The organism is Streptomyces sp. 12E (genome assembly GCF_055633275.1).
In genome coordinates this window covers 317,206-343,807 of record NZ_JBVNCJ010000001.1, presented here as the reverse complement: position 1 = coordinate 343,807, position 26,602 = coordinate 317,206, and the positions used below count along the sequence as shown (strand labels likewise).

The window sequence follows — 26,602 nt, the reverse complement described above, 5'->3', positions numbered from 1 at the left end:
CCTCGGCGGCCGGCAGCCCGTGTCCCGGTCGTAGCGCTCCTTGGCGGGTACCGCCGGGAACTCGTCGCAGCGGCGCGTACCGATCCCTAGCGTTCGGCCCCGGTGAAGCGGTCCAGGCCGAGCACGGCGAGCAGTCGCAGCTTCTCGTAGCTTTCGGTGCGCGGCGGAGCCGTGAGCACGAGCAGGGTCTGGGACTGGTCCTCGGTGAACAGCGCCTGGCAGTCCAGCTCGATCGCGCCGAGTTCGGGATGGATGAGCGTCTTGTGGTCCTCGAACCGCTGGGCCACCTCATGCCGGTCCCACAGCTCGGCGAACTCCTCGTTCGTCTTCTGGAGGGCGCGCACGAGGTCACCGGCCCGCGAACGCGGGCCCCGCAGCCCGTGGGCGGCGCGCAGGTTCGCGACCTGGGCGCGGCTCTGCCGGTCGCGGTCGGCCTCGGGATAGATCGACCGTTCCGCGGGATCGGTGAACCAGCGGTAGATCGCGCTGCGGGCGAGGCCCGTGTGCTTCGACGCGTCCCCGAGCAGGGCGGCGGCCATCCTGTTCTGCACCAGGGTCTCGGCCAGGTCGGTCAGCACGAGCGCCGGGGTGTCCTCGAGCCGGTCCAGCACCCGCAGCAGCGCGGGAGCGACATGCGGCGAGGCCGACAGCGACACCGGCGCGTTGTGCCCGGCTATCCGGTACAGGTAGGCGCGTTCGTCGCCCGTCAGCCGCAGCGCCCGGGCGAGCGAGGCCAGCATGTGCTCGCTGGGCTGCGGCCCGCGCCGCTGTTCCAGCCGTGTGTAGTAGTCGGTCGACATCACGGCCAGGGACGCGACCTCCTCACGCCGCAGACCCCGGGTCCGCCGGCGTGCGCCCGGGGGAAGACCGAGGTCCTCCGGGCGCAGCGCCTCGCGGCGGCGGCGCAGGAAGTCGGCCAGAGCTGCACGGTCCATGCGGTCGATTATCGTCCGGCACCGGTGGGCGAACCAGGGATCGCCGATCCCCCGACAACCGGTCCCTGCCCCCCAGGCGGCGGACCGGAGACGATCGGGGCATGAACATCTCCGGAAACACCGTCTTCATCCCCGGATCCACCAGCGGCATCGGTCTGGCTCTCGCCCTGGAGCTGAAGGCCAGGGGGAACACCGTCGTCGTCGGCGGCCGGCGCACCGAGCTGCTGGAACGGATCGCGGCCGAGCACCCCGACATCGACACCGTGCGGATCGACACCACGGACGCCGCGAGCATCGCCTCCGCCGCGGAGGAGGTGCTGGACCGCCACCCGGACCTCAACGTCCTCGTCACCATGGCCGGCGTGATGCGCGTCGAGGACTGGCGCGATCCCGCGTCGTTCCTCGCCTCCGCGGAGTCCACGGTGACGACGAACGTGCTCGGCCCGATCCGTCTGATCGCCGCGTTCGTCGAGCACCTGCAGGCACAGCCGGACGCCACGATCATGACCGTCTCCTCGGGTCTGGCCTTCGCGCCGCTCAGGGCCACGCCGAGCTACAACGCCTCGAAGGCGGCGATCCACATGCTCAGCGAGTCCATCCGGCTGCAGTTCGCCGGCACCTCGGTGAAGGTCGTGGAACTCGTGCCGCCGTCCGTCCGCACCGCGCTGCTGCCGGGACACGAGGACAACGAACACGCCATGCCGCTCGGCGAGTTCGTCACGGAGGCGGTGGGTCTGCTCGAGGCCCGGCCCGACGCGAAGGAGATCCAGGTGGAGCGCGTGAAGTTCCTGCGCCACGGCGAGGCCCGCGGCGACTACGACCAGGTCGTCGAGACACTCAACAGAACCGACCCGCACGGGAAGTGAACCGGTTCCTCGACCCGGCACGCCGTGCGGTTCCGGGACCGAAACCCCGTCGTGGAGCTGTCCGGTGGTCCGGCTCAGGCGCGGGGCGCGGGAGAGTCCTGCTCCAGGCGGGCGCGCAGTGTGGTGGCGAAGTCCTCGGCGCGGGCGAGCTGGACGCGGAGCCTGGCGACCTGTTCGCCGGCGGCCCGCTCGTAACCGCGGACGCGCTCCAGCAGCGTCTCCCGCTCCTCGGCGCCGAGGTCCGTGCCGGCGTCGAGGCGGTCGGTGGCGTCCAGCAGGTCGCGCATCTGGTCCAGGGTGAAGCCGAGGGGCTTCATACGGCGGATGACCATGAGCCGCTGCACGTCGGACTCCGTGTAGAGGCGGAAGCCGCCCTGGGACCGGGCGGAAGGGATGACCAGGCCGGTCTCCTCGTAGTGCCGGATCGTGCGCAGAGACAGCTCCGTACGTGCGGCGACCTCGCCGATCTGCATGTGCCTGCCGTCCGCGCCGGGCATGCCCGTCCTCCCTCCGTCGTGGCGGACCACGTCCTCGCCCACCGATCTCTACCCTAACGTTAGGGTAGAGTCGAGGTCGGCGAGGGCGGCTGTGCCGCTGCCTCGCCCTTGCCGTGTCGGGGCCGACGGTGCCTCCGGCGAAGACGCGATGTACAGGTGTCTGCTCCCTTGTCCCTTTCTGCCTCTGCCTCTGCCTCTGCCCTGCCCCGGGCCGCGCGTCTGCGCGGTCTGAAACCCGACTGGCTGCGCGATCCGAAGGTCTGGCGCACCGAGGTGCTGGCCGGCCTGGTGGTCGCGCTCGCTCTGATCCCCGAGGCGATCTCGTTCTCGATCATCGCCGGCGTCGATCCCGCGATCGGGCTGTTCGCCTCCTTCACGATGGCCGTGACGATCGCGGTCGTCGGCGGCCGGCGGGCGATGATCTCCGCCGCCACCGGTGCCGTCGCCCTCGTCATCGCGCCCCTGAACCGCGAGCACGGCTTCGGTCATCTGGTGGCCGCGGTGATCCTCGCCGGCGTCTTCCAGGTCGTTCTGGGCGTGCTGGGGGTGGCGAAGCTGATGCGGTTCGTTCCGCGCTCGGTGATGGTCGGGTTCGTCAACTCGCTCGCGATCCTGATCTTCATGGCCCAGGTCCCCGAGATGCGGGACGTGCCCTGGGCGGTCTACCCGCTGATCGTCGGCGGGCTCGCGCTGATGGTGTTCTTCCCGAAGATCACCACCGTGGTCCCGGCGCCGTTGGTCTCCATCGTCGTCCTGACCGTCATCACGGTCGCGGCCGGGATCGCCGTGCCGACCGTCGGTGACAAGGGTGCCCTGCCGTCCTCCCTGCCCGTTCCCGGCCTGCCGGACGTGCCCTTCACCCTGGACACCCTGACGACGATCGCCCCCTACGCCGTCGCGATGGCCCTGGTCGGTCTGATGGAGTCGCTGATGACCGCCAAACTGGTCGACGACATCACCGACACCCGCTCCAGCAAGACCCGGGAGTCGATCGGCCAGGGCGTCGCCAACATCGTCACCGGATTCTTCGGCGGCATGGGCGGTTGCGCCATGATCGGCCAGACCATGATCAACGTGAAGGTCTCCGGAGCCCGCACCCGTCTGTCGACGTTCCTGGCCGGGGCCTTCCTGATGGTGCTCTGCATCGTCTTCGGCCCCGTGGTCTCCGACATCCCCATGGCCGCCCTGGTCGCCGTCATGATCATGGTGTCGTTCGCGACGTTCGACTGGCACTCCATCGCCCCGAGGACGCTGAAGCGGATGCCGGCCGGGGAGATCACCGTCATGGTGATCACCGTCACCTGTGTGGTCGCCACCCACAACCTCGCCGTCGGCGTCGTCGCCGGCTCGGTCACCGCCATGGTCGTCTTCGCCAAGCGCGTCGCCCACCTCGCCGAGGTCACCGCCGTCACCGACCCCGACGGCGCCACCGTGGTCTACCGGGTCACCGGCGAGCTGTTCTTCGCCTCCGTGGACGACCTCGTCGGCCGGTTCGACTACGCGGGCGACCCGACGAAGGTCGTCATCGACCTGAGCTCGGCGCACATCTGGGACGCCTCCTCCGTCGCGGCCCTGGACGCGATCGGGGCCAAGTACGCCCAGCGCGGCAAGAGCGTCGAGATCATCGGCCTCAACGATCCGAGCGCCCGGCTCCACGGCAGGCTCAGCGGCGAACTGGCCGTCGGCCACTGACCGCGCACGGCCGACGGGCCGAACCGGAAGCGCGGCGGAACAAGACCGTCATGGACATGCGACGACGGGCGCGGAAGCGGGCCGGGGAAACGGCATCACCCCCGGCCCGGTTCCCGTCGCTCCGTGGCCCCGGCCTCAAGGCGCCGGGGAACGCGCCACGTCCACCACCGAGCGCCCTGCTCCGGACGGCCGGGCCACGGAATCGCCGCACGGCGGCAGCGGTCGTCGGCTTCACGCGGCCATCGTCCACCGGCGTACCGGCCTCGTGCCGTCGGACCCGCGGGGACGTCCGCTCGCCGTGGACGGCACGGTCGTCGTGCGGGCGATCGCGCCCCCGCCGTGAACCACCGTCCACGACGCACGAGTCGGGACGACGGCCGACCGGGAGACCGGCCGCGATCGCGTGCGGTGAAGCCGCGTGACGGGGGTACCGGCAGGGTGACGTGTGACGGAGCGGTTCAGGAGGGACGATGGAAGCGATGAGTCAGTTGCGACAGCTCAGGGCCGTGTACGCGGGCGGTGTGGTCGCCTGGTCCTTCTGCCTGTTGCTGACACTGATTCAGGACAACGGGTCGGCACGGCAGGCCGTGGTGCTGCTGGGCCTGCTCGCCGTCTTCCTCGTCCTGCTGCTGTGGGCGACCTGGTGCCTCTGGGAGGCCGGGACGCGACGCCCGGTGGACCGGGCCGCGGGCACGGCGAACGCGCGGCCCGAGCAGTCGTAACGGCCGCCCGTCCGAGTGGTCGCGTCGCTTCCCGTGGCGCACGCCCGCGGGCGGGGCGGCCCGGGCCGCCCCGCCCGCGGTCTCCCGGAACCCGAGCAGGGCGGTGACGAGTGCCTCGGGCGCTTCCTCGTCGCGTCCGGCCGCGGATGGCCGTGGAGGAGCGGTACGGGTGGACCGTCGCCCCCGTACCGCACGCGGAGTCCAGCCCGGTCCCCCGCACGGCGTGCCGGTGTGAAACCGTCGAACATCCCGCCTCCTGCGCTCGGTTGCCGCGGTTCGCCTGCCCCGGATCACTTCGTCCACACGCCGTGGCGCGCGGCTGCCGCCGGTCGCCGACGCCACGCGGGAGCGACCGGCAGCGGGATGCCGCCCGCGCCGTCATTCCCGCGTCTGTGAGCGCGACGGCCGGGCATACGGGCCTCATCCCTATGAGAGGAGCTCGCTCATGCTCGGTATGGTCGCGGCGGTGCTTTTCTTCATCGCGTTCCTGATCAACGCGGCGGAGATCGGCACCAACGACGTGTTCTCTTCGGTGAACGTCATGCTGCTGGGGCTGACCGCCCTGGCCCTGCACGTGGCGGGAGTCGGGACCGGCTGGTCCCGTCGACGCTGACGCGGGCTCGCGCGGGTCCGGCACACGTGCCGACGGGCCCGCGCGCTGCCCCGTCCGCCGCCGCCCACGGCGACGCCGCGGCAGAACGGCCGCTCAGCCGATGCGCGTTCCCGCGCCGCCGACCCGGACGCGTGGGTCACCCGCCCGCAGCGTCACCGTGAGCCGGCCCGGGCGTCCGAGGTCCTCGCCCTGGTGCAGGGTGAGCACGGCGTCCTCGGACACGAGGCCGAGCTCGCGGGCGTACGCCCCGAACGCGGCCGCCGCGGCGCCGGTCGCCGGGTCCTCGACGACGCCGCCGACGGGGAACGGGGCACGGACGTGGAAGACGGTGGCCGACTCCCGCCACACCAGCTGGAGGGTGGTCAGCTCCAAGCGGTGCATGAGGGCTTCGAGACGCGCGAAGTCGTAGGAGAGGTCCGCGAGACGGGCACGCGTGGCCGCCGCGAGCACCAGATGACGGGCGCCGGCGAACGCGATGCGGGGCGGGAAGGCCGGATCGAGGTCGCCGGCCGGCCAGTCCAGCGCGGCGAGTGCCTCCGCGAGGTCGGCGTCGGAGACCTCCACGACGTGCGGCTCGACGCTGGTGAGCGTGGCCCTGAGCGTCCCGTCCTCCTCGGTCACCTCCACCGGCACGATGCCGGCCCGCGTCGCGAACACCAGTTCCCCGGGGCCCGTCCGCTCGGCGAGCGCGACGGCGGTCGCGACGGTGGCGTGCCCGCAGAACGGCACCTCGGCCTTGGGGCTGAAGTAGCGGATGCCGTACGCCCGTCGCTGCGGACCGCCGAGGCCCTCCGGGGGCGCGGTGAGGAACGCGGACTCCGAGTATCCGAGGCCGGCGGCGACGGCCAGCATGTCCCCGTCGTCCAGAGCGCCGGCGTCCAGCACGACGCCGGCGGGGTTTCCGCCGTCGGGACTGCTGGAGAAGGCGGTGTAGCGCAGTACTTCGGGCCGCGGCGCGTTCGTCGTCATGCCCGCGGCAACGTCGGGCGGGACCGCGGCTATTCCCGGACGGGACACGGAGGAGACGGCCGCTCGCACAGGGTCCGTGCGACGGGACAAGAGGGCGGGCGGCGGGGAGGGCGCGGCTCGCACGCCATCGGTTGCCGGGGGAGGACGGCGCCGCCGTTCCGCTCCTGCGCCACCCGCCCGGGCCCGGCCGGGCACGCGGGCCGGCAACGCCGTCCCATAAGCTCGTGCACGGAAGCGCCGGACGTCAGGCGCACGCACGTCGAGGAGGCGGCAGTGATCGGAAGGAGCGCGCGGTTGCTCGCGGGCGCCGTGGTGGTGGCCTGCATGGTGCTCCTCGGCCCCAGCGCACCGAGCGGGGCCCCCTCCGCCAGGCCCCTGCCCGCCGACGCCGCCAGGGACGTCGTACCGAACCGGGTCATGACGTGGAACATCTGCAACCCCTGCGAGACGGGCGATGTCGACCGGGCGGCGGAGATCGCCACCTACGCGCCCCAGGTCGTCGGTCTGCAAGAAGCGTGCGTGCGGGACGTCGAGAGGATCCGGGACCATCTGGAGCGCCTTTACGGGCTGGTGTACCACGTCGAGTACGGGACGGTCCTGCGGAACTGGGGCCGTTGCGGGGGAGTGCCGTGGAGTCCGGGAGCCTTCGGACAGGCGATCCTCTCGGCGGCGCCGATGACGGACCACGTCAACGTGGAGTACCCCGACGGAGGATCCGAGGACCGCGGGTACATGGCGGTCACCACCGTGGTGGACGGCCGGTCCGTGCGGGTGTTCAACACGCACCTCGCCGAACGGCGTCAGGAAGCGGTGAGGGCGGGCCAGACCGGCGTACTCGCCGCAGCCGTCGCCCGGCACGACCGCGCCATCGTTCTCGGAGACTTCAACGCCGTGCCGGACGCCGCCGAACTCTCCCCGATCTGGGCGCTGGCCGAGGACACCGATCCCCAGTGCCTTCCCTCGAACGGCGGCACCTGCGAACCGACCACCGACTGGCACAGCAAGTTCGACTACGTCTTCCTGCGAGGCGTCACCCCGCTCGAGCACCACGTGGAACGCACCCCGTACTCGGACCACCACATGCTGCACACCGATGTGGACATGACCTAGCCGGAGCCGGCGGCCGGCGCCCGTTCCCCCTGACCGATGCGCGGGGCGGGATGTGAAACACACATCGTGGAGCAGCCGCATCGCACACCGCGTTCCCGGGCAGACATCGGCCACCCCCCACGGACTCACGTGAGGAGCCCACGGCCATGACCGACCCACCCGTCATACCCGCCCCCGCGCCGACCGCACCCGGAGCCCTGCCCTTCCTGGGCCATGCCCACCGCCTCGCACGCGACCCCCTCCCCTTCATCACGTCCCTCCGCCGGCACGGCGGTGTCGTACGCATAAGGATCGGGCCGACCGCCGCCTATGTCGTGACCGATCCCGAGCTGACCCGCAGGGTCCTGGTCACCGAGGCCGGCCACTACGCCAAGGGCGGCAGGATCATCGAAGCGTTGCGCGTCTTCTTCGGCGACGGCCTGGCCACCGTCGCCGACGGCGACACGCACCTGCGCAACCGGCGCCTCGTGCAGCCCATGTTCAACAAGGCGCACATCGCCACGCGCGGCAGCGCCATGATCGATCAGGTCCGGTCGATGGTCGAGGGGTGGCGGGAGAACGAGAGGCGTGACGTCTTCGCCGACATGAACGACCTCGCCCTGGCCGCGTTCCTCGTCGCCCTCTTCGGCACCGATCTGCCCGGGCGCCTGCGGGCCGAGTTCACCGCCCTGATGCCGGCCGTCATGAAAGGCGCCATCCGGCAGACCGTCCTGCCGCCCTGGGCCACCCGCCTGCCGCTGCCCGCCAACCGGGCGCACGCCGAACGCGTCGCACGACTCCGCGACCTCGTCGACCGGGCCATCGACCACCACGGCACGTCCCCGCCGAGCACGCCGCCCGACGACGCGGACACCGGCCCCACGTGCCCGCACGCGCCACCGGCCCAGGGCGGTCTGTTCACCGCACTCCTCACCGCGGACCGGCCGTTGACGCGCCGACAACTGCAGGACGAGGCCATCACCCTGCTGACCGGCGCCATCGAGACCACCGGCACGACCCTGGCCTGGACCCTCTACGAGATCAGCCGGCACCCCGACGTCGAGCAACGGCTGCGCGCCGAACTGGCCGACGCCTGCGGCAACCGTCCCCTGCTCCCCACGGACCTCGAGAACCTCCCTTACGCCCGCCAGGTGCTGCAGGAAGCCATCCGCAAGTACGGGCCGGCCTGGATGGTCACACGCACCGCCACCCGCGACGTGGAGCTCGGGGGCCACCGCATCCCCGAAGGAGCCGACGTGATCTGGAGCCCGTACCTCCACCAGCATGATCCGGCGTACTTCCCCGACCCGGACGTCTTCGACCCCGACCGCTGGGCCCCCCATCGCGCCCCGGCCGCCCGCGGCTCCTTCCTCGCCTTCGGCGACGGCCGCCGCAAGTGCATCGGGGAGAACTTCGCCCGGACCGAACTGCAGATCGTCCTGGCGGTGATCCTTCAGTGCTGGACACGCATCGAGCTCGTGTCCCGCGCCCCACGGCCCCAAGCGGTGGTGACGGTCAGACCCGACACGATGTCGATGAGGTACGGCCACAGTGACACCGCCACCGCCACCGCCACCGCGTCCGTGGACGATCCTCCGCGCTCCTAGGCCGTTCCTCTCGCGGGGCATCGCCGGAAGCGGTCCGGGAACGCGGTGGCAGGGGCCGAGGGCGCGGACCGTCCGCGGACGCGGTCTCAGGCGGCGGGGCGCCGGCCCGCCGGGCCGGCGTCCTCGGTGGCGGCCGGGAGGCGAGCGGACGCGGCCCCTCCGCCGCGGGGGCCGGGCTCCGCGGTGCGGACGGTCATGCGGAGTCCGGGTTTGGCGGCCGGGTCCGGCGATTCGCGGACGAGGGTGAGGTCACCGACGGCCGGTCGCCGGTGACTCGCCGGCCGCGGGGATCGGCGGTCACCCGGAACGGAGGCACTCCTCCAGGGGTACCCGGCCGGACGGCGTACGGGAGACGACGGCGCTTTCCCGCGCCTTCGCGCCGTACCCGCCCACGGCCACGGCGGCCCGAGGACCGCCCCGGGCCCCGCCCCCTCACCGAACGGAAGGACCTTCCTGATGCGCGGAGCAGTGATCCACGCCCCCGGCGACGTGCGCTTCGAGCCCCTCGACGACCCCAGGATCCTCAGGCCGACCGACGCGGTCATCCGTACGGCCGTCACCTGCGTGTGCGGCTCCCGCCGGACTGCCCCGAGCCCTGGACCGTCAGGTGACGGCCCGGCCCTTCGGCTCCGGCTTCCAGTCCTGGACGAGGAGCCCGAGCAGCACCTCGTCCAGGAACTCGCCCCTCACCCAGGCCGAGGAGCGCAGCACGCCCTCGCGGACGAAGCCGTCGCGCTCGGCGGAGCGCAGCATCGCGGTGTCGTCCGCCAACGTCTCGACCTGCAGCCGCTGCAGGCCGCGGACGACGAAACCGTAGTGGCACAGCACCGCGACCACATGAGTGCCGTAGCCCTTGCCGCAGCAGGCCGGCAGCAGCCCGAGGCCTATGTGCGCGGACCGGTTGTGGTCGTCGATGCCCCACAGCGTCGCGGTGCCGACCAGCGTGCCGCCCTCCAGCTCCACCACGGAGAACGGGACGCGCCCCTGTTCCTGGCCGTCCGCCACGAGCCGCGGGTCCTTCGAGCCGGGCGCGACCGGCCGCCACGGCCCGCTCTCGGCCCGCGAGGCGCTGACCACGTCGTTGTAGAGCTCGGCCCGCAGGACCGGGATGTCGTCCTCGTGCCGGGCCCTGAGCCCGACCTTGTCGCCCTTCAGCATGCAGGCTTCCTACCGGACCGGACCGGGCCGCGGCACACGAAAAGGGAGGCGAGGGCCGCGGCGTCCCGGGCCGGGAGGGGTTCCGCGCGTCCGAGCCCGCCGAATCATGACATGTTCATGGGGGTGCCCCCGTCCGAAGACGGGGGCACCCCCATGAACATGTCCGGTCTGTCCCGCGTCAGCTCGCGTCGACCGTCGGGCTGTCATGCGTGGGCGTGCCCGCGGTGGTGGCCGCGCCCGTGCCCGCGGCCGGCGAACACCCGGTACAGCGCCAGCAGAATGACGGATCCGACGACGGCCGCGATCCAGGTGGACAGATCGAAGAAACCGTCAATGGAGTCGACCCCGAAGATCACCTTGCCGAGGAATCCCCCGAGGAGCCCTCCGGCGATACCGATGAGCATGGTGATGATGATTCCGCCCGGGTCCTTGCCCGGCATGAGCGCCTTGGCAATGGCTCCGGCGAGCAGGCCGATGACTATCCACGCGATGATGCCCATCACAGACTCTCCTTGCTGTCGGTTCGTCGTACGTGTGTCCTCGGATCGCTTCTCCTAACTGACCCGTGCGCAATTGGCGCGGAGAACCCCGTGGCGACGGCTCGTTGGCGGTACAGCGCCTTTCCGCATCGTCGGCGAGAATTGTTCGAATCGAGTGCCGAATCCCCAACCCCCGCTGAAAAAAGGCGTTTTCGCGTTTCCGCCAGGGGCACACGGGTCGCCAGTCCGCCCTCGTTCAGGGGACGGACGGCAAGAACCGAGGAGATGGGGATTCACATGCGTCGCAGGGGGACGAAGGTCGCCGCGATCACGGTCGCCGCGGTCATGGGAAGTGTGCTGACGGGGTGCGGGGACGACAGTGAGCCGACGGGCGCGAAGGACGGCCCGTCGTCGAGCGCGAGCAGGAGCGACGGGGCCCGGGAACAGGGCACGACGGCGGTGCGGGCGGCCTACGACAAGACGGCCGATGCCGAGTCGGCCCGGATGACGATCAGGACGGAGCTCGCCGCGGAGGGCGAGACGGTCACGTCGGACGGCGAGGGCGTCCTCGATCTGGCCGAGGGCGACAGCGTCATGACCGTCACCGCGCAGGGCGAGAGCATCGAGCAGCGCGTGGTCGACGAGGTCCTCTACCAGAAGGCCCCGGGCCGGAAGGCTCCGGGGGGCAAGCCCTGGGTCAAGATCGACCTGCGGAGGGTCGCCGACCGGCAGGGCTTGAACAACCAGGGGATCGGCGACCCGGCCCAGACCGCGGCCTACGCCAAGGCGATCACCGACAAGGACGTCACGGAGGCCGGCACCGAGGAGATCGACGGCGTGAACACCACGCGCTACCGGGTTTCGGTGGACGTGGCCAAGCTGCCGGGCGGTGACCGGATGCGCGAGCAGCTCGGCCCGACGCTGCCGATGCAGGTCTGGATCGACGACGAGGGCCGGCTCCGCCGCCAGCAGATGGACATGACTCTCAAGGCCCCGGCCTCCGCCTCGGCGAAGCCGGACACCGGCACGGCGCCGCAGCGGCTCAAGATGAGCACCGTGATGGAGTTCTCGGACTTCGGCACCGAGGTCGACGCCGAGGCTCCGCCGGCCGAACAGGTGGCCGACATGACGGACAAGACGCTCCAGGAAAGCCGACAGCGGAGCTGAGCCGCGAAGACCCGGTCGGCGGGCCTCACCTGCTGGCCCGCCGGTGTCCGTGCGCGGTGTTCACCGCCCTCCGGCCCGGCCGCGGGGCGAGGGCCCCACGTCCGCGTGCCGGCCGGGGCGCACCGCGGCGTGGCGCTGCCCCGGACCAGGCCCTTCACGGGAGGCCAGGACGTCGGCGACGGCCCCCGTGGCGAAGGCGTACACCGCCTTGTGCGCCAGGTCGACGACGAGCTCGCCGCGGGGCCAGGTGGACGGCGGGGCGCCGACGCCGGTGGCGTTCTCCAGGATCTGGTCGCTGGTGAGGCGTACGACGGCGAACTGCGCCGACGGCCATCCCCCGCGCAGCCCGGCGTGCGACATCACCGACCGCAGGACGCCGAGGAGGGCGCCCTGACCCACGTGCATGGCCAGGTTGACCGGCAGGGGCTGACGGCCCGGGCGCTCCGGCAGGCCGCTCAGGCGTTCCAGGGTGCGTGCGGGCACATGGGAGTCGGGACGACGGGTGAGCCGTTGCTCCGCCTTCTCCCCCAGGGTCATCACCAGCACCCCGGCCGTGCTGGCGACCAGCCCCTGCCACAGTGCGCTCTTCATCATGGGCCCCGGGTACCCGCACCGTCCGCCCTCACCTCGGCGGGCGGATCCCGGTGCTCTCGATCGCCGCCGTTTCGCTTCGGCGGCCGCGGAAACCCAACTCACGACGGTGACGGCCAGTGCGAGCGGGAGGCAGCCCATGAAGAAGGCGTTGTGGATGGTTCCGGTCGCCGCCGCGGGCGTCGCGGCGGCGCGGAAGGCCGGGGCGGCGCGTCACAGCGACGACCGGGCGGGCGACCGATGGCTCACGGTGACGGTCAACCGCCCGCCGGCGGACGTGAGGCAGGACGGGAAACTGCCCGGTGCCCTTCAGCGGCTCGCGGAGGAGATCGACGTGCGGGTACGCCCGGCGCCGGGCGACCGCGGCACGGAGCTGGCCGCCCGGTTCAAGGAGCCGGTTCCCGTCGCGTCCGCCTCCGTACCCGGGCGTCTGGCCGGACAGGACCCGCGTCAGGAACTGCGGCGCGCGTTGCGTGACGCGAAGTCCCTGCTGGAGGCGGGTGAGGTGCTGCGGCCGGACGCACCGCCGACGACCCGCCCGACACCGGGCGGCAGGCTGGTCGAACTGTTCACCCGTCGTTCCGGTGGGGAGGGAGTGCTGTGAAGGCGCTGTGCTGGGAAGGCGTGAACAAGCTGTCCGTCGAACAGGTCCCGGACCCGGAACTGCGCAACGACCAGGACATCATCGTGCGGCTGATCGCGGGCACCACCTGCGGCTCCGACCTGCACCTCATCGGCGGCTACATCCCGGCGATGCGTGCCGGGGACGTGATCGGCCACGAGTTCGTCGGGGAGGTCGTGGAGACCGGGCCCGCCGTGCGCAGGCACAAGGCCGGAGACCGGGTCGTCGTCTGTTCCTTCGTCGGCTGCGGGCGCTGCTGGTACTGCGCCAACGACCTGTGGTCCCTGTGCGACAACACCAACACCAACCCCGGCATCGGCCAGGCGCTGTTCGGCTACGAGACCGCCGGCATCTTCGGCTACTCGCACGCCATGGGCGGCCTGCGCGGCAGCCACGCCGAATACGTGCGCGTCCCCTTCGCCGACTACGGCGCCTTCAAGATCCCCGAGGGCATCGACGACACCAGCGCCCTGTTCCTCTCGGACTCCGTGCCCACCGGGTGGATGGGCGCCGACCTCGCCGGCGTCGAACCCGGCGACGTGGTGGCGGTCTGGGGCTGCGGGGCCGTGGGGCAGATGGCCGCCAGGGCGGCGATCCTCAAGGGCGCGGAACGGGTCGTCTCCATCGACCGCATCCCCGAGCGGCTGGCCATGACCGAGCGGTACGTCGGCTCGGAGACCATCGACTACACCACCACGGACGTCGCCGCCGAGCTGCGCGAACGCACCGGCGGACGCGGCCCCGACGTGTGCATCGAAGCCGTCGGCATGGAAGCGCACAGCGACGGCCCGATGCACCTGTACGACCAGGCCAAACAGCAGCTCCGGCTGCAGACCGACCGGCCGACCGCCGTGCGCCAGGCCATCCACGCCTGCCGCAAGGGCGGCACGGTGTTCATCCTGGGCGTCTTCGCGGGTGCCGTCGACAAGTTCCCGCTCGGCGCCGTCGTCAACAAGGGGCTCACCGTGCGCGGAGCCCAGATGCACGGACAGCGCTACGTCCCGATGCTCCTGGAGCGGCTGGCCGCCGGCGAGATCGAGACGGCCCACCTGGCGACCCACACCCTCTCGCTCGACCAGGCCCCCACGGCGTACGACATGTTCAAGCACAAGACCGACGGCTGCGTGCGTGCCGTCATCCGCCCCGAGCACTGAGGCGCCTCCCGTGATGCTCGACGCGACCGCGCACCGCGCCGCCGAACGGCTGGCCCGCCTGCGTGCGGCACCGGCCCTGCACCCCTACGGAGTATTGTGCTCGGGCACCCTGGACGTGACCGGCCGCGCCGGCGCGCAGTGGGGCGTGCCGTGGCTGGACCGGCCCCGCTCCTGCGCGGCGACCGTGCGGTGGTCCCGCGCGCTCGGCCTGCCCCGGCGCCTGCCGGACGCCCTGGGACTGGCCCTCCGGATCACGGACGCCGATGACTCGGGCAACGAGCTCGACCTGCTGTTCACGTCGAGCGGTTCCGGCCGGATCGGCCGCCATCTGCCCCTCCCACGGCCCGACGCCCTGACCGGACCGTACTCCACCCTGCTCTCCTACCGGGTGGGTGATCGCGAACGCGTACTGGCCGCCTTCCCCGTCCCCGCCCCCGGCGTCCCCCCGGAAGCCGCCCTGCCGACGCTCTGGCAGGAGCTGGCCCGCCGGCCCGTCCGCTTCGACCTGCGCGCGGCGGCGCCCGACGAACCCTGGCTCACCTTCGCCTCGCTGTCCCTCGAAGAGGCGCACGCCGCCTCCGCCACCACCACGGTCTCCTACGACCCCTACGCCCACAGCCTGCCCGGTCTGCGTCCCACCCGACGCCTGAGCCGTCTGCGCGACGCCGCGTACGCCGGCTCCCGCCGCGGGCGCGGCGCGGGCGAGCGCGACGGACGGTGATGCCCACCCGTCCGGGGCCGTCGTTCCGGGCGTGGGCGGGGACGACGGCCGGCACTTCGGCGGCCCCGCGGAACACGTGCCCCGGAGCCCTTTCGGGCTCCGGGTTCCGCGGACGCCCGCTTCACCTCAGGCGCACGTCCGACGGCGGGCGAAGCGGACGAGCAGGACGACGGCGCCCGCGGCCACAGCCGCGCCGGTGAGCGCCAGGGAAGCGCGCCGGGCGCGAGGGCCGGTGCCCGGCGCGAGGTCGCGCAGGCGGTCGAAGACACTGAGGGGGACCCCTCGCAGGGCGTTCCCCGGCGGGCGCCGGGGGACACCGGGATGGGGGCGGGTCGGAGCGGTCGCCCGTACGGCCTCCCACGCGGCGCCGACGCGCCGCAGCGTGCGGTCGTCGAAGGCGCCCCGCAGGCGGGGCAGCAGTTCGTCCTCCTCGTCGCGGATGTCCTGACGGATGAGAGCGAACGCCTGCTGTATCCACTCGGCGCGCCGGGGATCGTCCGGGGACCGCTCGACCCGCGCGATCAGCTCGTTGATCGCCTGGTGCTCCTCTTCCACCCGGCCGGTGAGCTCCTCGCCGTCGGGGACCGCGCGGCGCAGCACCGGCCACAGAACGGTTTCCTCCGCGAAGGCGTGACTGAACACCAACTGGACGATGTCCCGCCACAAGGCGTCCGGTCCGCCCTCCGCGGCGTCGCCGGCCGACCACCGGTTCATCATCGCGTCGAGCCGCGCGTGGTCCCGGCGCTGGCGCATCAGGATGCTGTCACTTCCTCCGAGCGCGCCGGCGTCCTGGCGAGTGATCGAGACGGTCACCGTCGCTCACGCTCCTCGGGCGGGTCCACCGTGTCGGGGTCGGCGTCCTCGTCCTGTGCGCCGGCGGCGCCGGCCTGTCGTCCTTCCTCCTCTGGAGGGACGTCCTTCTCACCGGTGACCTGCTCCAGCGGATGGGACGGATCGTTGTCGTGAGGGGTGCTCATGAGGTCTCCTCCTTCGGTTCCGGCCGCCGGGTTCCCCGGAAGCACGTGAGCTCACGGCGCGGTCCGCGTTTCCCGCGGAGCGGAAGCCGCGACGGACACCGCAAGCCCTCCGCCGCGCCGGCCGGGGTGCCGGAAGCCGTCGGCGCCTGCGCCGTCGACGGACAGGACCGGGTCATCGCCGCCGACCGTCCGGTCGTCCGGGCAGGCTCCTCACGCCGGACGCGCAGCCCAGCCGCTCAGGACGCCCCGCCCGGGCTTTTGCGGCGTACCGGTTCCGCCCCGGGCTGGGCGCGTTCAGCCGACGGGCCACCCGGCGACCCGGCTTCTGGGCGGATCGGGTTCCACAGGCCGGACCTGCCCGTTGCGAATGACGCCCCGCCAAGCGCCGCATTCCTGCCCGAGCCCCTCGATGAACTCCTTGAAGCGGCCGAGTTCGGCCCGGACCACACGGGGCGTCGCCCCGGCCCGGTCCGCGATGCGGCCTTTGAACCCGTGCGACTCCCCGCGCACGCGCACGACGACCCGGGTACGGTCCGGGGCCAGGCTCCGGAACGACACCTCGCCCCGATGACCGGCCTGCCGGCCGAGACCGCGCCATGCGATCAGGGAGTCCGGCCGCTGTTCCACGATCTCCGCCGTGAACTCGTGGCGCACCGGACCCGCTCCGATGACCCAGCGTGTGAGATTGGGCCGGAGCTGCTCGACCTCCTTCACCGTGCGCATGAAGCGGGGGAAGGTCTTGAACTGCGTCCACTGGTTGTAGGCGGTGTGGACGGGAACCGCGACGTCGATCGTCTCTTCAACGGAATTCATGGCTGCTGCGTGCATGGTCCCGCCTGTCGTTGGGCACCGCTCTCCCCAGTCTCACCGGCCGTCCGGGGATCCGCCACCAGAGGGCCCGGTCGGCGCCGGCCCGCGTGCCCCCGGCCTCCGGCGGGTACCACCGATGGCGGCACCGGCCGTCCCGGGAAAGGCCGGAGACCGGAGACGGCCCGGTAAGGAGGACAGGCCCCCGGCCGCGGACCCGCCCCTGCCACCACCTCGTGCCCGAGCAGCCGGGAGACGGGACGCCGGGGCCCCGTCGGCGGAAGATCGTGTGGCCGCATCCGGGCGGGGGCGTGAGACTGGGAGGCCCCGAGTGTCCGGTGAGAGGGAGTCCGATGCCGAAGCGGCCCGACGACGGTTCCAAGACCCCGCTCACCGTGACGCCGCCCAAGAAGTGGGCGGCGGGAGTGCCGGCGGTGGTGCACGCGCTGGAGTACTCACTCGCGCGGACCTCGCCCCTGCGCACCGGGGAGACACTGCTGACGATGAATCAGGTGGACGGGATCGACTGTCCCGGCTGCGCCTGGGCCGATCCCTCTCCGGGGCACCGGCACCGCAACGAGTACTGCGAGAACGGCGCCAAGCACATCAACGACGAGGCGACCACGCGGCGCATCACGTCCGACTTCTTCCGCAGGCACCCGGTCTCCGACCTCGTCCGGCGGTCCGACACGTGGCTGAACGAGCAGGGACGGCTCACGGAACCGATGGTCAAGCGGCCCGGCTCCGACACCTACGAGCCGATCGGCTGGCACGACGCCTTCGGACTGCTCTCCTCGGAGCTCACCTCCCTCGGCTCACCCGACGAGGCGGTCTTCTACACCTCGGGCCGCGCCGGCAACGAGGCCGCCTTCGTCTTCCAGCTCTTCGCCAGGGCGTTCGGCACCAACAACCTGCCCGACTGCAGCAACATGTGCCACGAGTCCAGCGGCTTCGCCCTGCACGAGACCCTGGGCACCGGCAAGGGAACGGTCAGCCTGGAGGACCTCCACCACGCCGACCTGATCTTCGTGGTGGGGCAGAATCCCGGGTCGAACCACCCCCGGCAGCTCTCCGCGCTGGAACAGGCCAAACGCAACGGCGCCCGCATCATCGCGGTGAACCCGCTGCCCGAGGCCGGACTGCTGCGGTTCAAGAACCCGCAGACGGCGCGCGGGGTGATCGGGCACGGCACCCCGATCGCCGACCGGTTCCTGCACATCCGCGGCGGCGGGGACCTGGCGCTGTTCCAGGGCCTGAACCGGCTGCTGCTGGAGGCCGAGGACGCCCGGCCCGGTCACGTCCTGGACCACGACTTCATCCGCACGCGCACCGACGGGTTCGAGGACTTCGCGCGCCATGCCCGCACCGTCGGGTGGGAGGACATCCTCAGGGCGACCGGTCTGACCCGCGAGGAGATCGAGCACGTCCGTGACGACGTGCTGCGCAGCGAACGCGTCATCGTCTGCTGGGCGATGGGCATCACCCAGCACAAGCACGGAGTCCCCACCATCCGGGAGATCGTGAACTTCCTGATGCTGCGCGGAAATCTCGGCAGAGCGGGCGCCGGCGCCTGCCCGGTGCGCGGCCACAGCAATGTGCAGGGCGACCGGACGATGGGCATCTGGGAGCAGATGCCGGACTCCTTCCTGGACGCCCTCCAAAAGGAGTTCGGCTTCGATCCGCCCCGTGCCCACGGGCTGGACTCGGTGAACGCGATCAGGGCGATGCGCGAGGGCCGCGTCAAGGTCTTCCTCGCCCTGGCCGGAAACTTCGTCCGGGCCGCACCCGACAGCGCGGTCACCGAGGAGGCGATGCGCTCGTGCCGCCTGACCGCCCACATCTCCACCAAGCTCAACCGCTCGCACACCGTCTGCGGCGACACCGCGCTGATCCTGCCGACCCTGGGCCGCACCGAGCGGGACCTCCAGGCCGGCGGGGAGCAGTTCGTCACCGTCGAGAACTCCATGAGCGAGGTGCACACCTCGCGCGGACGGCTGGAGCCGGCCTCCCCCCTCCTGCTCAGCGAGGTCGCCATCGTGTGCCGGCTCGCCCGCCGCACGCTCGACGGCACGGGGAACATCCCGTGGAAGGAGTTCGAGGCCGACTACGGGGAGATCCGGGACCGTGTCTCCCGCATCGTCCCGGGACTGCACGACTTCAACCGGCGGGTGGTGCGTCCCGGCGGCATCAGGCTGCCCAACGCGGTCAACGAGGGCGTGTTCCACACGCCGGTCGGCAAGGCACGGTTCACCTGCAACGCCTGGGACATGCCCCACGTCCCCGAGGGACACCTGCTGCTGCAGACCCTGCGCTCGCACGACCAGTGGAACACCGTCCCCTACACGGCCGACGACCGCTACCGAGGCATCCACGGCAGCCGCCGGGTCGTCCTCGTCGACCGCGGCGACCTGACCCGGCTGGGGCTCGGCGACGGAGACCACGTCGACCTGGTCAGTGTGTGGGCGGACGGTACCGAACGGCGCGCGGAGGACTTCCAGGTCGTCGCGTACCCCGTCAAGTCCGGTTGCGCCGCCGCGTACTACCCCGAGACCAACGTCCTGGTGCCGCTCGACAGCGTGGCCGAGACCAGCAACCAGCCCGCGTACAAGGGCGTCGTCGTCCGCCTGGAGCCCGTCTTCGGCGGCCGTGTCCCGGCATCGGGCTGACGGCGGCCTGACAGCGGGATCCCGCTGTTCCGCCGCGGTCCTCGCCGGTCGCCGTCAGCGGGACGTGGTGGACGGTGGTGTGTCAGGCGGGGGCCAGGAGTTCCGGAGCTCCGCGAGGGCCGTGTTGACGGCGTCCGGCTGCTGGGTGCGGGGGTGGAAACCCGGAACACGCAGCAGCCGGGCGCCGAGGACGCCGGCACAGGCTGTGAGGGCTTCGCCGACATGCGCGCGGGCACCTGGAACGCGGGGCAACGCCCCTGCCGCGACGGCCTGTTGCACACCTGTGCCCCGCCTGGTGGGGCACGACCGGAGGGCGCCGGACGACAATGATCGTCGTGACGTCCCTCCTCACCAACCCGCTCCTCACCCGGCTCGCCGATTCCCGACGGATCCTCGTCGCGGGCGCGGGCGGCGGTTTCGACATCTACTCCGGCCTGCCGGTGGCGCTCTCCCTCCTTCACCAGGGAAAGGAGGTGTATCTCGCGAACCTCTCCTTCAGCGCACTGGCCGGTCTCCCCGCCGACGACTGGGCCGCCGACGACCTCGCCGTCGTCACTCCCGACTCCGCCCCGCACCAGACCTACTTCCCGGAGCGGACCCTCGCCCAGTGGCTGCGCCTGCACGGCTACCCGCCCACCGTGTACGCCTTCCCGCAAACCGGCGTGCGCCCGCTGCGCGCCGCTTACCGGGCGCTGACCGAACTGCACGGCATCGACGCCGTGGTGCTGGTCGACGGCGGCACCGACATCCTGATGCGCGGTGACGAAGCCGGCCTCGGCACCCCGGAGGAGGACCTGACCAGCGTGGCGGCGCTCGCCGCGCTGGACGGCATACCGAACCGGCTCGTGGTGTCGGTCGGGTTCGGCGTGGACGCCCACCACGGCGTGAACCACGTACAGGTCCTGGAGAACATCGCCGCGCTGGAGCGCGACGGCGCGTACCTCGGCGCGTTCTCCATATCGCGCGCCACCCGCGAAGGCGCCCTGTACCTGGACGCGGTGGAACACGCCCAGCACCACACGCCCGAGCGCCCCAGCATCGTGAACGGCTCGATCGCGGCAGCGGTACGCGGCTCGTTCGGCGACGTCCGGTTCACCGACCGCACTCGGGGCAGCGAGTTGTTCGTCAACCCGCTGATGTCCCTGTACTTCGCCTTCGACCTGCCGGGCCTGGCCGCCCGCTGCCTGTACCTGGACCGGATCGAGGAGACCTCTCTGATGCGCCAGGTCCACTCCAGGATCGCCGAGTTCCGCGAATCCACGGTGACCCGCCCGCCCCGCGCCTTCCCCCACTGACGCCCGGACCGGCCGCGTTCCGGGCGCCGGGGCGACCGACGAGGCAACCGCAGGCCCCGCTCGCCGGCTTCACCCCGGCCGCCCCGCTTCGGCGCACGGTGACGGGGACGGCGAAACCGGGCGCGAGGACCGCGATGCGACCGGCATGGCCCGCAGCCGGTGCGGCCCCCTGCGCCGGGCCGCCTGAACGCAGGGCCCGGTGTCCTTGGGCCCGGTGCGCGCGACGCCTCGTTCCGGGAGCCACCGGGACGGACCCGGGAGACCGGGCGCACGCCGGTCGGCAGTCGTGGGGAGGCCGGGGGAGTCCTGCGACGTGCCTCGTGCTAGCGTGGGCTGTTTGCGGCTTCGCTGTGCCGGTGCTCCCTTCGGTGTCCCCGGCCGGTGACCGCGTTCCCGTCGTGCCTTCCTCGGTACGGTCCCTTCGGAGGAAGGCTTTCTGTGAGCGAACCAGTACGTGCCGGTGCCCGGCGGCAGGACGGCGGGTCCGAGGCGTCGGACGCCCCCTCGGTGGCGTCCTTCGCGCAGCTGGGGCTGCCGGCCGGAGTTCTGCGGGTGCTCGACGAGCACGGTGTGACGGTGCCCTCTCCCATCCAGGCCGCGGCGCTGCCGGACACGCTCGCGGGGCGGGACGTCCTGGGCCGGGGCCGTACGGGATCCGGCAAGACGCTCGCCTTCGGTCTGGGGATGCTCGCCAGGACGGCCGGGCGGCGCGCCCGGCCCAAGGAGCCGCTGGCGCTCGTCCTGGTGCCCACCAGGGAGCTGGCGCAGCAGGTCGGTGAGGCGCTCACCCCGTACGCCGAGGCGCTGCGGCTGCGGCTCGCGACGGTGGTGGGCGGAGTGTCCGTCGGACGGCAGGCCGCCGTGCTGCGGGACGGCGCCGAGGTCGTCGTCGCCACGCCCGGCCGGCTGCACGACCTCGTCGAGCGCAAGGACTGCCGACTGGGACGGGTGCGCATCGTGGTCCTGGACGAGGCCGACCGGATGTGTGACATGGGGTTCCTGCCGCAGGTCACCGAGGTCCTGGACCAGGTGGGTTCCGACGGGCAGCGGATGCTGTTCTCCGCCACCCTCGACCGCGACGTCGACCGGTTGGCGCAGCGCTACCTGCGCGACCCCGCCGTCCACTCCGTGGACCCCCCGTCCGCCGCGGTTCCCGCGATCGAGCACCACGTCCTCGTCGTGCACGGCCCGGACCGGTACGCCGTGACCACGGAGATCGCCGCCCGGGACGGCCGCGTCCTGTTGTTCCTGGACACCAGGCACGGCGTCGACCGGCTCACGCGGCACCTGCGGGCCAGCGGCGTGGCCGCCGCCGCCCTGCACAGCGGGAAGTCCCAGCCGCAGCGCACCCGGACCCTGGACCGGTTCAGGAACGGGCAGGTCACCTCGCTGGTGGCGACGAACGTCGCCGCACGCGGCCTGCACGTCGACGACCTCGACCTCGTGGTCAACGTCGACCCGGCCACCGACCCGAAGGACTATCTGCACCGCGCGGGCCGCACGGCCCGGGCCGGCCGCTCCGGCACCGTCGTGACACTCGTCCTGCCGGGGCAGCGCCGCGAGGCGAGCCGGGTCATGGCGGACGCCGACGTCGCTCCCGAGGTCACCGAGGTGCGGTCCGGCGAGGCGGAGCTGAGCCGGATCACCGGTGCCAAGGCCCCCTCGGGGGAACCGCTGGACGGCGGGGCGGCCGTATCGCGCCCCAAGAACCACAACGCCCCGTTCCGCGGCCTGGGCAGCGTCAAGGACGCGAAGAGCGGCTCCGGCGGCAGGCCGTCCCGCAGGAGCAGCGAGGCCCGCAAGCTCGCGGAGGCCCGCAGGGCGGCCCGAGTGCGGCGCGGCGGCTGAGCCCGTCCTCCATCCGTCGGCCGGGTTCCCACCCGCCCGCCCGGGACCGCCCGACACGCTTTGCCAGGCTGCCGGGAACTCCCGAGGGCGCTGACGGCCGCGTCGGCGAGGGCTCCCGGCCGCAGGGCGCCTCGCACCCGGCGGGCCTGTCCGTCGGACGGGAGTGACCCGACCCGGCGGGCCGTGCGGTCCTCGGCCAGGACGATCCCGGACCCGGTGCTCCGGTCACTGCGACCGCACCGAACCTCCTCCGGACGAGAAGCCGAGCCGAAAGCTCCGACCGGCTCCCTCGCCCGCACGGGAGCCGACGCCACCCCGTGGCCGCTCGACAGCGCCGGAGCCCCGATCGCCAGGGGCGGCGCCGTTCACGTTCTCCGCCGGCGCGAGGACGACGGCGACGACGGCCGGCGCTTCGACCGACCATCGCTCCGCGGGCCGTCTCCGGAGGCTGTGGGATGATCAACAGCCAGTGAGAACACGGGAGTCGAGCGCCCGGTGGACCACTGTGTGTCATGCTTCGATCATGACTGAGCGAGACGACCGGGGCGGAAGGCTGCAGACCGATCGGCCCCACTCGGCGCGGGTGTGGGACTACCTGCTCGGCGGGAAGAACCACTATCCGGTGGACAGCCGGGCCGGCGACCTGATCCTCGAGAACTTTCCCGAGTTCGCGGCCATCGCCCGCGTGCAACGGCGCTTCCTGGTGAGAGCGGTGCGGTTCCTGGCGCGCGACGCCGGGATCCGCCAGTTCCTCGACATCGGCACCGGGCTGCCCACCGCCGACAACACCCACGAGGTCGCCCAGGGCATCGCGCCCGACAGCAGGATCGTCTACGTGGACAACGATCCCATCGTCCTCGCCCACGCCGATGCGCTGCTGTACAGCACGCCGGAAGGAAAGTGCGCCTACCTCGACGCCGACGTGCGCGATCCGCGGAAGATCCTCGCCCACGCGGCCGACACACTGGACTTCGAGCGGCCCATCGGTCTGATGCTCCTCAACATCATGGGCCAGGTCTCGGACGAGGAGCGGCCCGAGCGGATCGTGGCCGAACTGATCGACGCTCTGCCCCGGGGCAGCTACGTGGCCCTGAGCGACGGCACGGCCACCAACGAACGACTCCAGGCGGCCGTCGAGGCGTACAACGCGCAGTCCGTCAATACGTACCACCTGCGCTCACCCGAGCGCATCGGAAGCTTCCTGCAGGGACTGCGTCTGGTCGAACCGGGCTTGGTCAGGTCTGCCGACTGGCGCCCGGACCCCGAATCCGCGGGCGTCCCTCACGAACAAGGTCACGCCGTCGGGGCGGTGGGACTGAAGGAGTAGGAGTCCCTCCCGGGCGCGTCCTGGGCGAGAACCCATGAGTGCCCGGTCAGTACTCCGGAGTGGACCCGGCCGGGTGCGCCCGCCGCGCCTGCCGCAGCATCGACGCATGCCCCCCGGCCCGCAGCAGTCCGCCGCGTGCGTCGCACACCGCCAGCAGGTGCCGGCCGTCGGAGGCGAACGTGCCCGGCAACTCCCGGAACAGCGGCACCCCACGCGCCAGCGGGTGCTCGGCCCGGCAGGCCCGAGGTCACCGTCCGCCAGTTCGACGTCGGCGGCGCCGTCCGGGCGCGCCCCGGCGCGCGCCGAGCGCCGCCGCGACTCGGCGACCACGCCGCGCACCGGACGCGGCACCGTACCGGCCTCGGTGAAGGCCTCGCGCGCCCTGTGCGGCACACGTACGCGCTCGGCAGGGTCGGCTCCTGGCTCCAGGGTCACCCAGGGATCGGTCGCCACGGCCTCCCGCAGGGCGATGCGCTGGGACATCCTCGCCCGGCGCGAGGGGCGACAACCGTCCCGGCGAGCGCGGCCCCGCGGGGAAGGGCGGAGGCGGCCGCCGGAAGGGGCGCCCGCCACTTCATGGGTAGACTGATCTACCCAGTGAAGGGGAGAGAGTGCGATGAGCGAGACCGGAACGGCGGCGGAGCGCCCCGGCACGAGACGGGGAACCGCGCGCGAGAAGCTGCTCGCCGCCGCGGCGCGCCGCTTCTACGCGGACGGTGTGGCGGCGACGGGCATCGACACGATCACCGCCGAGGCGGGCGTGGCGAAGATGAGCCTGTACAACAACTTCTCCTCCAAGGCCGACCTGGTGAGGGCCTACCTCGACGCGCGGCACGAGGAGTGGCTGGACCTGTACCGGCGCCGGCTGGAGCAGGCCCGGGACGGCCGTGAGGGGGCGCTGGCCGTCTTCGACGCGTACGCCGATCACGCCGCCCGCGCCCATGAGCACGGGTTCCGGGGCTGCGGGCTGCTGAACGCGGCCGCCGAGCTGCCCGCCGGGGACGAGGGCAGGGCCGTGGTGCGCCGGCACAAGGAGGAGGTCGAGTCCCTGCTCGCCGGCCACCTCGAGGAGCTGCTGCCCGGACGGCCCGGGGAAGCGCGCGCGGTGGCGGAGCACCTGGCGTTCCTGCTGGAAGGCGCGATGGCCCGCGCGGGCCTGGAGGGCACGGGCACGCGTCTGGAGCACGCCCGGGCGATGGCGGCCGACCTGCTGGGCCGGCTGTGACCCGGCGTCGGACACGCGGCGGCACGGCGCGTGCCGGAGCGGTGTGCGTCCTGGCGGCGTCGGTGCTGTGGGGGACCACGGGCACCGCCGCGACCTTCGCCCCCGCGGTGGGACCGCTCGCGATCGGGGCCGCCGCCATGGGCCTGGGCGGTCTGCTCCAGGCCCTCGTCGCCGCCCCGCGCATCCGGAGGGAAGCCCCTCGGCTGCGCGCGAACAGGGGGGTGGTGCTGCTCGGCCTGCTGTCGGTCGGGGCCTACCCCCTGGCCTTCTACTCCTCCATGCACCTGGCCGGGGTCGCCGTCGGCACCGTGGTGTCGATCGGCTCGGCCCCGCTCGCCTCGGCGTTGATCGAGCGCGCCGTCGACGGACGCCGCCTCACGCGCCGCTGGACGACCGGCGCGGCACTGGGCCTGGCCGGGACGGTGCTGCTGTGCGCGGCCGGAGCCTCCGGCACCCACTCCGCCTCCGGGGCCCGGTCCGCGGAGGAGACCGCGTTCGGCGTGGGACTCGGCCTGGTGGCCGGGCTCACCTACGCCCTGTACTCCTGGGCGGCCCACCGTCTGATCAGCCGCGGTGTCACCTCCGGCGCGGCCATGGGGACGGTCTTCGGTCTGGGCGCACTGCTGCTGCTCCCGGTGCTGCTGGCCACCGGGGGTCCGTTCCTCGCCTCCTGGTCCGACGCGGCCGTCGGCGTCTACATGGCCCTGGTGCCGATGTTCGCCGGCTACGTCCTGTTCGGCTGGGGCCTCGCGCACGTCCCGGCGAGCACCGCGACCACCCTCTCGCTGCTGGAACCCGCCGTCGCCGCCGTCCTGGCCGTACTCGTCGTCGGCGAACGCCTGCCCCCGCCGGGATGGGCCGGCATCGCCCTGGTCGTCGGCTGTCTCGCCGTGCTCACGACGCCGGCCCGCGCCACGGCGGGGCCCCGGGCGACCGCCGCGAGGATGGACGGCGCCGCCCGGACGGACACCGCCGCACTGACAGGGCACGCCGAAAGCCCATGAGCCCAGGACACGCCCGGAATCCGGAGGCCGACCGTCCCCCGCAGGCCCCCGGGCAGCGCTGACCGCGCGTTGATCCCCGTGGCGCAGCAGAACGGACCCGGCGAGCCGGGCGGGGGGCACCGGCCGGGCGCCCGCCGGCGCGTGGCCGGTGCCGGTGGGGAGCTCGAGCGGCTCGTCGAGCACCCTGACGGACGCGATGTCCTCGGGGAGGAGCCGGCCGGGCGCGGCGACGGCACGGAAGGACGCGTCGATGGCGCCGGACCGGATGGCGGTGACGGCCTTCTCGATCTCGAACTCGGGGTGCGGGCGGTGCGGGTGAACAGCCGCACGTCGAGGTCGCGCTCCAGTGCGGCGATGCGCTTGGAGACGGCCTGCCGGGTGATCGCCGGCTCGGCGGAGACCTCCTGGACCCCCCCGCGTCCGCGGCCGCGACGAAGGTCCGTACGGCGTCGAGGTCCACGTCGGCACCCTAACGCCACAACCGGTGGTTGCGGCCCGTGATCCCGTGGTTGTTTGACCCCCGGCCACGGCCCTCGCTTGGATGCTTCCGGTCGCGGACGGGTTGTACGGG

25 protein-coding genes and 3 pseudogenes are annotated in these 26,602 nt (G+C 72.7%); 17 read left to right on the top strand and 11 right to left on the bottom strand.

Features of this window, described 5'->3' with window-relative positions; genetic code table 11:
- Window positions 1-86: 86 nt before the first annotated feature.
- The gene (locus ACZ8ZB_RS01625; RefSeq protein WP_470735920.1) at window positions 87-935 is read right to left on the bottom strand and encodes a helix-turn-helix transcriptional regulator; all 849 of its coding nucleotides are present in this window, start codon (window positions 933-935) and stop codon (window positions 87-89) included.
- Between the two features lie 101 nt (window positions 936-1,036).
- Here ACZ8ZB_RS01625 and ACZ8ZB_RS01620 point away from each other — a divergent pair, with 101 nt between their 5' ends.
- On the top strand, window positions 1,037-1,801 hold the full coding sequence (locus ACZ8ZB_RS01620; protein ID WP_470735919.1) for an SDR family oxidoreductase: 765 nt from the start codon (window positions 1,037-1,039) through the stop codon (window positions 1,799-1,801).
- A gap of 74 nt (window positions 1,802-1,875) precedes the next feature.
- Here the strand turns inward: ACZ8ZB_RS01620 and ACZ8ZB_RS01615 are convergent, their stop codons facing one another.
- Window positions 1,876-2,298 carry a MerR family transcriptional regulator gene (locus tag ACZ8ZB_RS01615; RefSeq protein WP_470735918.1) on the bottom strand — a complete coding sequence of 141 codons (423 nt, stop codon included), beginning with the start codon at window positions 2,296-2,298 and terminating at the stop codon, window positions 1,876-1,878.
- 201 nt (window positions 2,299-2,499) lie between these two features.
- Between ACZ8ZB_RS01615 and ACZ8ZB_RS01610 the strand changes: the two genes are divergently transcribed.
- From ACZ8ZB_RS01610 to ACZ8ZB_RS01600, 3 genes are all read left to right on the top strand, one after another.
- Window positions 2,500-3,990, top strand: coding sequence for a SulP family inorganic anion transporter (locus ACZ8ZB_RS01610; RefSeq protein ID WP_470741396.1), 1,491 nt, complete (start codon window positions 2,500-2,502; stop codon window positions 3,988-3,990).
- Window positions 3,991-4,469: 479 nt separating this feature from the next.
- Window positions 4,470-4,712, top strand: coding sequence for a hypothetical protein (locus ACZ8ZB_RS01605; RefSeq protein WP_470735917.1), 243 nt, complete (start codon window positions 4,470-4,472; stop codon window positions 4,710-4,712).
- Between the two features lie 445 nt (window positions 4,713-5,157).
- Window positions 5,158-5,325: a hypothetical protein gene (locus ACZ8ZB_RS01600; RefSeq protein WP_179167568.1), complete on the top strand. Its 168-nt coding sequence runs from the start codon at window positions 5,158-5,160 to the stop codon at window positions 5,323-5,325.
- A 93-nt stretch (window positions 5,326-5,418) separates the two neighbouring features.
- Here the strand turns inward: ACZ8ZB_RS01600 and ACZ8ZB_RS01595 are convergent, their stop codons facing one another.
- Window positions 5,419-6,294, bottom strand: coding sequence for a PhzF family phenazine biosynthesis isomerase (locus tag ACZ8ZB_RS01595; RefSeq protein WP_470735916.1), 876 nt, complete (start codon window positions 6,292-6,294; stop codon window positions 5,419-5,421).
- 273 nt (window positions 6,295-6,567) lie between these two features.
- On the opposite strand from ACZ8ZB_RS01595, the gene ACZ8ZB_RS01590 reads away from it, so the two are divergent.
- The 3 genes and pseudogenes from ACZ8ZB_RS01590 to ACZ8ZB_RS01580 all read left to right on the top strand — a co-directional run.
- Window positions 6,568-7,404: an endonuclease/exonuclease/phosphatase family protein gene (locus ACZ8ZB_RS01590; protein WP_470735915.1), complete on the top strand. Its 837-nt coding sequence runs from the start codon at window positions 6,568-6,570 to the stop codon at window positions 7,402-7,404.
- A gap of 146 nt (window positions 7,405-7,550) precedes the next feature.
- Entirely contained in the window at window positions 7,551-8,990 is a 1,440-nt protein-coding gene (locus ACZ8ZB_RS01585) for a cytochrome P450 (protein WP_470735914.1), read from the top strand.
- Window positions 8,991-9,446: 456 nt separating this feature from the next.
- Window positions 9,447-9,566: pseudogene (locus ACZ8ZB_RS01580) on the top strand (IMP dehydrogenase); the annotation flags it as partial.
- 27 nt (window positions 9,567-9,593) lie between these two features.
- Here ACZ8ZB_RS01580 and ACZ8ZB_RS01575 read toward each other — a convergent pair.
- Window positions 9,594-10,148, bottom strand: coding sequence for a GNAT family N-acetyltransferase (locus ACZ8ZB_RS01575; RefSeq protein WP_470735913.1), 555 nt, complete (start codon window positions 10,146-10,148; stop codon window positions 9,594-9,596).
- Window positions 10,149-10,351: 203 nt separating this feature from the next.
- Window positions 10,352-10,648, bottom strand: coding sequence for a GlsB/YeaQ/YmgE family stress response membrane protein (locus tag ACZ8ZB_RS01570; protein WP_470735912.1), 297 nt, complete (start codon window positions 10,646-10,648; stop codon window positions 10,352-10,354).
- Between the two features lie 276 nt (window positions 10,649-10,924).
- Here ACZ8ZB_RS01570 and ACZ8ZB_RS01565 point away from each other — a divergent pair, with 276 nt between their 5' ends.
- Window positions 10,925-11,794, top strand: a complete 870-nt coding sequence (locus ACZ8ZB_RS01565) for an SCO4651 family lipoprotein (RefSeq protein WP_470735911.1) — start codon at window positions 10,925-10,927, stop codon at window positions 11,792-11,794.
- A gap of 60 nt (window positions 11,795-11,854) precedes the next feature.
- Here the strand turns inward: ACZ8ZB_RS01565 and ACZ8ZB_RS01560 are convergent, their stop codons facing one another.
- Window positions 11,855-12,388, bottom strand: a complete 534-nt coding sequence (locus ACZ8ZB_RS01560) for a hypothetical protein (RefSeq protein ID WP_470735910.1) — start codon at window positions 12,386-12,388, stop codon at window positions 11,855-11,857.
- Between the two features lie 136 nt (window positions 12,389-12,524).
- Here ACZ8ZB_RS01560 and ACZ8ZB_RS01555 point away from each other — a divergent pair, with 136 nt between their 5' ends.
- Genes ACZ8ZB_RS01555 through ACZ8ZB_RS01545 form a run of 3 tightly spaced genes read left to right on the top strand, consistent with a single transcriptional unit; the run spans window position 12,525 to window position 14,882 of the window.
- Window positions 12,525-12,989, top strand: coding sequence for a hypothetical protein (locus tag ACZ8ZB_RS01555; RefSeq protein WP_470735909.1), 465 nt, complete (start codon window positions 12,525-12,527; stop codon window positions 12,987-12,989).
- Window positions 12,986-14,161, top strand: a complete 1,176-nt coding sequence (locus ACZ8ZB_RS01550; protein ID WP_470735908.1) for a zinc-dependent alcohol dehydrogenase — start codon at window positions 12,986-12,988, stop codon at window positions 14,159-14,161. The genes ACZ8ZB_RS01555 and ACZ8ZB_RS01550 overlap by 4 nt, the downstream gene beginning before the upstream one ends.
- Before the next feature lie 13 nt (window positions 14,162-14,174).
- Window positions 14,175-14,882: a phosphodiesterase gene (locus tag ACZ8ZB_RS01545; protein WP_470735907.1), complete on the top strand. Its 708-nt coding sequence runs from the start codon at window positions 14,175-14,177 to the stop codon at window positions 14,880-14,882.
- 126 nt (window positions 14,883-15,008) lie between these two features.
- Here ACZ8ZB_RS01545 and ACZ8ZB_RS01540 read toward each other — a convergent pair whose 3' ends face one another.
- The 3 genes from ACZ8ZB_RS01540 to ACZ8ZB_RS01530 all read right to left on the bottom strand — a co-directional run bounded on the left by ACZ8ZB_RS01540 (window position 15,009) and on the right by ACZ8ZB_RS01530 (window position 16,672).
- Window positions 15,009-15,695 carry a hemerythrin domain-containing protein gene (locus tag ACZ8ZB_RS01540; protein WP_470735906.1) on the bottom strand — a complete coding sequence of 229 codons (687 nt, stop codon included), beginning with the start codon at window positions 15,693-15,695 and terminating at the stop codon, window positions 15,009-15,011.
- Window positions 15,692-15,859 carry a hypothetical protein gene (locus ACZ8ZB_RS01535; RefSeq protein WP_470735905.1) on the bottom strand — a complete coding sequence of 56 codons (168 nt, stop codon included), beginning with the start codon at window positions 15,857-15,859 and terminating at the stop codon, window positions 15,692-15,694. The genes ACZ8ZB_RS01540 and ACZ8ZB_RS01535 overlap by 4 nt, the downstream gene beginning before the upstream one ends.
- Before the next feature lie 294 nt (window positions 15,860-16,153).
- Window positions 16,154-16,672: an SRPBCC family protein gene (locus ACZ8ZB_RS01530; RefSeq protein ID WP_470735904.1), complete on the bottom strand. Its 519-nt coding sequence runs from the start codon at window positions 16,670-16,672 to the stop codon at window positions 16,154-16,156.
- 347 nt (window positions 16,673-17,019) lie between these two features.
- On the opposite strand from ACZ8ZB_RS01530, the gene ACZ8ZB_RS01525 reads away from it, so the two are divergent.
- The 4 genes from ACZ8ZB_RS01525 to ACZ8ZB_RS01510 all read left to right on the top strand — a co-directional run bounded on the left by ACZ8ZB_RS01525 (window position 17,020) and on the right by ACZ8ZB_RS01510 (window position 23,802).
- Complete coding sequence (locus ACZ8ZB_RS01525) at window positions 17,020-19,332, top strand: FdhF/YdeP family oxidoreductase (protein ID WP_470735903.1); 2,313 nt, start codon at window positions 17,020-17,022, stop codon at window positions 19,330-19,332.
- A gap of 326 nt (window positions 19,333-19,658) precedes the next feature.
- Entirely contained in the window at window positions 19,659-20,627 is a 969-nt protein-coding gene (locus ACZ8ZB_RS01520) for a DUF1152 domain-containing protein (RefSeq protein WP_470735902.1), read from the top strand.
- A gap of 438 nt (window positions 20,628-21,065) precedes the next feature.
- Window positions 21,066-22,475 carry a DEAD/DEAH box helicase gene (locus tag ACZ8ZB_RS01515; RefSeq protein ID WP_470735901.1) on the top strand — a complete coding sequence of 470 codons (1,410 nt, stop codon included), beginning with the start codon at window positions 21,066-21,068 and terminating at the stop codon, window positions 22,473-22,475.
- Window positions 22,476-22,998: 523 nt separating this feature from the next.
- Window positions 22,999-23,802, top strand: a complete 804-nt coding sequence (locus ACZ8ZB_RS01510) for an SAM-dependent methyltransferase (RefSeq protein WP_470735900.1) — start codon at window positions 22,999-23,001, stop codon at window positions 23,800-23,802.
- 79 nt (window positions 23,803-23,881) lie between these two features.
- On the opposite strand, the pseudogene ACZ8ZB_RS01505 reads toward ACZ8ZB_RS01510, so the two are convergent.
- Window positions 23,882-24,285: pseudogene (locus tag ACZ8ZB_RS01505) on the bottom strand (transcriptional regulator); the annotation flags it as partial.
- A 133-nt stretch (window positions 24,286-24,418) separates the two neighbouring features.
- Between ACZ8ZB_RS01505 and ACZ8ZB_RS01500 the strand changes: the two are divergent.
- Complete coding sequence (locus ACZ8ZB_RS01500) at window positions 24,419-25,027, top strand: TetR/AcrR family transcriptional regulator (RefSeq protein WP_470735899.1); 609 nt, start codon at window positions 24,419-24,421, stop codon at window positions 25,025-25,027.
- Entirely contained in the window at window positions 25,024-26,031 is a 1,008-nt protein-coding gene (locus ACZ8ZB_RS01495; RefSeq protein ID WP_470735898.1) for a DMT family transporter, read from the top strand. The genes ACZ8ZB_RS01500 and ACZ8ZB_RS01495 overlap by 4 nt, the downstream gene beginning before the upstream one ends.
- Before the next feature lie 96 nt (window positions 26,032-26,127).
- Here ACZ8ZB_RS01495 and ACZ8ZB_RS01490 read toward each other — a convergent pair.
- Window positions 26,128-26,491: pseudogene (locus ACZ8ZB_RS01490) on the bottom strand (helix-turn-helix domain-containing protein); the annotation flags it as partial.
- Between the last annotated feature and the right edge of the window lie 111 nt (window positions 26,492-26,602).